The 5,831-nt window shown below is 72.6% G+C and carries 5 protein-coding genes; 3 read left to right on the top strand and 2 right to left on the bottom strand.

The window, feature by feature from the left end:
• Positions 1 to 260 precede the first annotated feature (260 nt).
• Complete coding sequence (locus E1166_RS31655) at positions 261 to 437, top strand: hypothetical protein (protein WP_207914619.1); 177 nt, start codon at positions 261 to 263, stop codon at positions 435 to 437.
• A 420-nt stretch (positions 438 to 857) separates the two neighbouring features.
• Here E1166_RS31655 and E1166_RS28930 read toward each other — a convergent pair whose 3' ends face one another.
• Complete coding sequence (locus tag E1166_RS28930; protein ID WP_132343034.1) at positions 858 to 1,295, bottom strand: hypothetical protein; 438 nt, start codon at positions 1,293 to 1,295, stop codon at positions 858 to 860.
• 543 nt (positions 1,296 to 1,838) lie between these two features.
• Here E1166_RS28930 and E1166_RS28925 point away from each other — a divergent pair.
• Together E1166_RS28925 and E1166_RS28920 are read left to right on the top strand one after the other, a co-directional pair.
• Entirely contained in the window at positions 1,839 to 4,463 is a 2,625-nt protein-coding gene (locus tag E1166_RS28925; RefSeq protein WP_132343033.1) for an FtsK/SpoIIIE domain-containing protein, read from the top strand.
• Complete coding sequence (locus tag E1166_RS28920) at positions 4,460 to 5,131, top strand: hypothetical protein (RefSeq protein ID WP_132343032.1); 672 nt, start codon at positions 4,460 to 4,462, stop codon at positions 5,129 to 5,131. Before E1166_RS28925 ends, E1166_RS28920 begins: the two co-directional genes overlap by 4 nt.
• Positions 5,132 to 5,162: 31 nt before the next feature.
• Here E1166_RS28920 and E1166_RS28915 read toward each other — a convergent pair.
• A partial coding sequence (locus E1166_RS28915) for a L,D-transpeptidase (protein ID WP_132343031.1) occupies positions 5,163 to 5,831 on the bottom strand: 669 nt, incomplete at its 5' end.

Genomic DNA, 5,831 nt, shown 5'->3' with positions numbered 1-5,831 from the left:
GGTGCGGGCACCTGGTCGCGTGGGGTGGGATCGGGGTCCTGCCGATCGTGTTGGGTGAACCGGGAGTCGACGGGCTGCGCGAAGCCGTGAGTGTGCTGCGGGAGTGGCAGTACGAAGGGGCACCGATGCAACTGCATCCGGGAGACCTGGGCTAATTCTGGCGTGCAGGTGCGGAGGCGACGGCTGCGGCGGTTCGGACGTGGAGCCGGGATGGACAGATTCTCGCCGTCGGGCTGCTGGACGGTCCCGGACTGTTGCGGATGACGATCGCGCCCGGCGCTTGGCGGGACGCGGAGTTGGCGCAGCAGATTGTCGACGACGTGACCGACCCGGAGCGCGGCGTGCTGCCCGAGGGAAAGGTGAACATCGAGGCGCCGACGGATGCGCTGGTCCAAGAACTGCTGTCCAAGGAGGGCTGGAAGACCGACGAGCCGTGAACGCCGCTGCGCCGCGACCTCACCGAGCCGGTGGAGGACCCCGGCGTACGGATCGAGGTGGTCGGGCCGGAGCAGGGGCACCGGTTCGCCGCCGTGCTTCGGGCGGCGTTCGACGGGTCGACGTTCACGGACGAGCGCTGGCACGCGATGGCGGCCGGATCACCGTACGCCGACGCCCGATATAGTCGGAGGTTAGGGACTAGATACGTGTCGCCCCCACGGCGAGAATCGTAAACGAAGGCACCGGTCAACTGCTCGACGGCGTTTGAGAACGACGTTGTCCATGGCCTCTGGGTCCGACAGAACTCCGCGCCGGGCGCTGGCGGCACGACTCGCCGGGCTGCCAGCGCGGCGGCGGCTGAGGATCTGCGGCGACGGTCGTTGGACCGGTGACTGTCCGTCAGGCGATATGGGGCTGGATCAGAAGTACACCGTTTTGGTCTTCGAGTACGTGGTGTATTGGTTGCCCGGGTAGAAGGTTGCTCCGGAGACGGTGACCTGGACGTTGGTGAACCCGTAGCTGGAGACGAGGTCGCCGCTGAAGGTCTCGCAGTTCTGGTAGTAGACGGTGTGGGTGGCTGTGGCGCTTCCCCCCTGGATGGTCACGCTCGCACTCGGGTAGGTGCTCTGCCCACAAAGCGTCACCGAGTAGCTCGCCTGGGTGCTTCCCGTCACCCCTGTCACGCTGCCGGTGGCGGTGCCGAGGGGCTGGGTGCTGTTGTAGCCACCTTTGACCGACACGGTGAACGGGGCCGTGCCTGCCTGGGCGCTGGCTGCGGGGAACATGGCCACTGCGGCCGCGCCGGTGGCGCCTGCGGCCAACAGGCGGACGAAGCGGGAAGAACGGACTTGAGACATGCCTACTCCAGAGGTGAGGGCGAAATGTGCTCGCGGCGTGAGCCGACTGCGAATCCGATGTTAGACGGACTGGGACTCAAAAGCACGGACCAAATAGAGTGTCGACGATGGACATATGCTGCGCAGCCAATGTTGTGCCTCAATGTCACCATTTACACGACACGTGGTGGACGTGCGACGCGACGCACAGCGCACGCCCCTGGCAGCGTCTCTTTGCCTCGAGCTGGCGATCGATATCCCGCTTGGATCGCTGGTGCCAAAAACGTACCGAAGTGGTTCCCGCTCAAGGTGCCGACTCAACCTGGCGAACGGTCGTTCAGCCCCGGAACGACTCCTGCTGGACGCCCGCGACGAAGTGCGCCCAGGTCGTCGCCGCCCGCACCGATTGCGGCACCCGTGGCGTTTAGGCCGGCGACGCCGCGACATGGCGCAACCCGCAGCGGAGTGACCGTCCGGAGTGCGACCGGGGGCTGACTGTGGTGGTGGTTGTGGGTAGGGTCGGCGCCGGAGATCGTGGCCCATCGGTCCTGGGGAGACGTTGGCATGGAGTCGGTGGCGTCGGCGTTCGGTCGGGCGGTGGCGGCGCACCGGGAGGCCGTGTCGCACGTGGAGGCCGCCCGGGCGCGGCTGCGCGACCGTGCCGGCGACGACGGTGTCCCCGGGCAGGCCGGTGAGGAGGCACGGCGGTTTGCCGCCGGGATGCAGCGCCTCGCCGAGGGGTTGACGCCCGGCTGGCTGGGCTGCCGGCTCGACGCCACCGCCGTGGACCTGCCGACCGGTGTCGACGCGGTGCCGGGGCGTCCGCTTGCGGTGCGGCTGGGCGAGGCGTCGCCGGTCGCCGGGAGCGTGTTCAGCGTGGTGGTGCCGTTCGTGGGCGCCGGTCACCTCGCGGTCGACAGCGACGCCCGTGACCCGTCGGTGGCGCGGTGGCTGCGCGGGGTGCTGCTGCGGGTGCTGGCCGCGTTGCCGGACGGCGTGCTGCGGGTCGCGGCCGTGGACGGGGCGACCCTCGGGGCGGTGTTCGGGCCGTTCCGGGCCATGGTGGAGGCGGAGGCGTGGTCGCGGCCGGCGGTCGACCTGCCGGGCTTCCAGCAGGTGCTCACCGAGGCCGAGGAGCGCATCGAGTGCGCCCAGGCCGGCGAGGCGGACCCGTCGGTGCTGCTGGTGTGCGCTGCGGCGCTGCCGGAGGGCGCGGGGCGTCCGGAGTGGTCCCGGCTGGCGGCGATCGCGCACGCCGGCCCGGCGGCCGGGGTGTTCCTGCTGCTGGCCGGGTATCCGCCGCCGCAGCATCCTGGGCTGGCGGCGGCGCCCCGCCTGGAGAGCACGACGCACCTGACGGCGGCCGGTGGCGGGCTGTTCGCGGTCTCCGACCCGCCGGGGCCGTACCGGTTCAGCGGCGACGGGACGGGCCTGGCGGTGCCGGTGCGGCTGGATGCCGGCCCGGCCGACGACCTGGTGGAGGCGATCTGCCGCCAGTTGGCCAAGAAGGCCCGGGTGCAGGCGTCGACCGACTTCGCCGCGCTGATGCCCAAGGAGATCTGGCAGGAGTCGTCGGTCGGCGGGCTGCGGACCGTGGTGGGCCGGGACGGCCGCACCGACTGCGTGCTGGCTCTCGATGACGCGACACCGCACTGGCTGGTGGGTGGTCGTACCGGGTCGGGTAAGACGGTGTTCCTGCTGGACGTGCTCTACGGGCTGGCGTCGCGGTACTCCCCGGACGAACTGGGCCTGTACCTGCTGGACTTCAAGGAGGGCGTGTCGTTCGCCGAGTTCACCCCGACGGCCGTGGACCCGTCGTGGATCCCGCACGCCCGCACCGTCGGCATCGAGTCCGACCGCGAGTACGGGCTGGCGGTGCTGCGCACGCTGTCGCGGGAGATGACCCGCCGGGCCACCGAGCTGAAGCGGGCCGGGGTGACCAAGCTCGCCGACCTGCGCACCGGGCGGCCGGACGTGGCGATGCCCCGACTGCTCGCGGTGATCGACGAGTTCCACGTGCTGTTCGAGGGCAACGACGCCCTCGCCCGGCAGGCCGTGGCGCTGCTGGAGGAGTTGGCCCGCAAGGGCCGCTCGTACGGCATCCACCTGATCCTGGCCTCGCAGACCATCTCCGGGGTGGAGGCGCTGTTCACCAAGACCGAGTCGATCTTCGGGCAGTTTCCGCTGCGGGTCGCGCTCGCCGGCGGCGGCGGGGTCCTCGACCAGCTCAACGACGGCGCCGACAACCTCCCCATCGGCGGCGCGGTGATCAACGCGGCGGCCGGCATCGCGGGAGCGAACCGGGTCATCCGCTTCCCGAACGCCGACACCGCGTCGGTGACCGCGCAGCGGCACCTGCTGTGGAACGCCCGCCCACCCGGCGACGCCCCACCGGCGGTGTTCGCCGGCTACGCCGAACAGCACCTCGACGCCGACCCCACCTTCGCCCGCCTGACGCCCGACGTACGGCGCCGGCGGGCCCTGGTCGGCCGCGCCGTCGACGTCGGCCTGCCCACCGCCGGATTCACCCTGGACGCCACCCCCGGCAGCCATCTCGCGGTGTTGGGCACATCACCGGTCGGCGCCGATGTCCTGCACGCGGCCGCCGTGAGCCTGGCCCGCCAGCACGCCCCCGGCACCGCCCGGTTCCTCGTCGCACCGCTGGTCGCCGCCGCCGACGAAGCCGCCGACGCCACCGTCGACGCGATCACCGCCACCGGGCATCCCTGCGACAGCGTCACCGCGCCCCAACTGCGGGCGCGTCTGGCTGACCTCGCACAGTCCACCGCCCCCGCCGACGGACAGACCACCTACCTGGTGGTGTTCGGGGCCGACGCCGCCAGCAGCCTGCTCGCGGTCAGCGACCCCAGCACCTATCGCACCGGGCACGACGACCTGCGGGCCGTGCTGGCCAACGGCCCCGGCCACGGCGTACACCTGCTCGGCTGGTGGCGCACGGTCAACCGGTTCACCGACGACCTCGGCCCCACCGGCGGTGGCGAGGTCGCCTGCCTGGTCGCGCTGAACCTCCCCGGCAGCGACGTCGGCTCGCTGCTCGGCGACTACGCCACCGACTGGCGGTCCCGCCCCAACCGGGCCCTGCTGATCGACCGGCACGACAACCGCCGCACCCTCATCGTCCCCTACGTCCGTCCCGGCACCCTCGACCAGATCGACGACCTCACATGACCGAGCAGCCCGGCACCCCGATGCCCCGCGACGGCGGCTGGCACGCCTACACCGACCACGCCCGCCGCCTGTCCGCCCTGATGCACGACGAACGCGCCCGCGCCGACCAGCAGGCCGCCGCCACCCGCGACGGGCAGGCCGCCGTCGACCAGGCCACCCAGCGGCTCGCCGCGCAACGGCAACACCTGGTGGCGCTGGCCGCCACCCTCCGGCTGGCCGAGCCCCACGTCGGCGTCGTCGCGCCCAGTCCTGTCCCCGATCCGCAGGAAGCCCTGCGCCGGGCCGCGGCCGCCGCCGACGCGGCCGACACCGCCGCCGCGCACGCCCACCGCCGGGCCGCCCAACCACCCCTGCTGCCCGGTGTCACGCCGCTGGCCCGCAACGCCCTCGTCTACACCGCCGCCGCGACCCTCGCCACCTTCGTGTCTCTGCTGATGTTCGCCGTCAGCCCTGACGCCGACTTCGGCCGCATCCCCTGGCACCTCGTGCCCTGGTCGCTGTGCGGGCTGCCCGCGCTGGCCTTCTTCGCCGGCTATCTCACCATCAGCCTCGTCGGGCAACCCCGCATCGGCGGCGGCGGGACCAGATCCGCGCGGGCCGGCGGCGTGATCTGCTTCGTCGGCATGCCGATCCTGTGGTTCATCTTCATCGCCGCGACCCGGGGCTGAATCGCGTCGGCCACCGGCGGGACGCGGTCGATCAGGCGGTCGGGGGCGGGGTGGGCAGCGCGTCGACCACGACGAGCGGGGTGCCGGGTGACACCTCGGCGAGGAGTGTGCGCTGCGCGCTTCGGGTCAGCCGGATGCAGCCGTTGGTGACGTTCCTGCCGAGGGTGTCGTCGTTGTGCCAGCTGTGCAGGCCGATGTGGGCGCCGCGCAGACCGGTCGGCACCGCGTCGGGATCGTCGGGGATCGCGCCGAGGGCGAAGATGTCGACCCCGCCGTAGACCGCCTCGGGCGGGGCGGTGCGGCCCAGGATGAACGTGCGGCCCAGCGGGGTGGACTGGCCGGGCATGCCGAGGCTCACCGGCCAGGAGTTCATCGCCCTGCCGTGCCGGTACCAGGTCAGCCGGTGCCGGCTCCGCTCCACCACGATCTGGTCGCGCAGGGCGACGGTGCGCCAGCCCCCGTCGGGCAGCCAGGCGATCCGCCGGTTCGCCGAGGGGAGCAGCACGGCCGTCCAGCCGGGGCGGCGCTGCGCCACCGGCATGGTCAGCGGGACGCCGCTGATGGTGGGGGCGAGCAGGGCCAGCGGTCGCCCGCCGGGTGCGTCGTACGCGGCGATCCGCCGGGTGGGGGTCAGGCCCTCGGTCAGCCCGGTGGTGTCGTACGGGTGCGGGTCGGCCGGGAAGCCGGCGGGGGCCGGCGC

Source organism: Micromonospora sp. KC213 (assembly GCF_004348325.1).
Classification (GTDB): Bacteria; Actinomycetota; Actinomycetes; order Mycobacteriales; family Micromonosporaceae; genus Micromonospora.
The sequence above is the reverse complement of the archived record's forward strand: the minus strand, read 5'-3'. Positions and strand labels throughout refer to the sequence as shown.

Bases quoted from the DNA above. Each gene is read 5' to 3' on its own strand.
- E1166_RS31655 (WP_207914619.1), top strand. From the start codon at position 261: ATGACGATCGCGCCCGGCGCTTGGCGGGACGCGGAGTTGGCGCAGCAG.
- E1166_RS28930 (WP_132343034.1), bottom strand. From the start codon at position 1,295: ATGTCTCAAGTCCGTTCTTCCCGCTTCGTCCGCCTGTTGGCCGCAGGC.
- E1166_RS28925 (WP_132343033.1), top strand. From the start codon at position 1,839: ATGGAGTCGGTGGCGTCGGCGTTCGGTCGGGCGGTGGCGGCGCACCGG.
- E1166_RS28920 (WP_132343032.1), top strand. From the start codon at position 4,460: ATGACCGAGCAGCCCGGCACCCCGATGCCCCGCGACGGCGGCTGGCAC.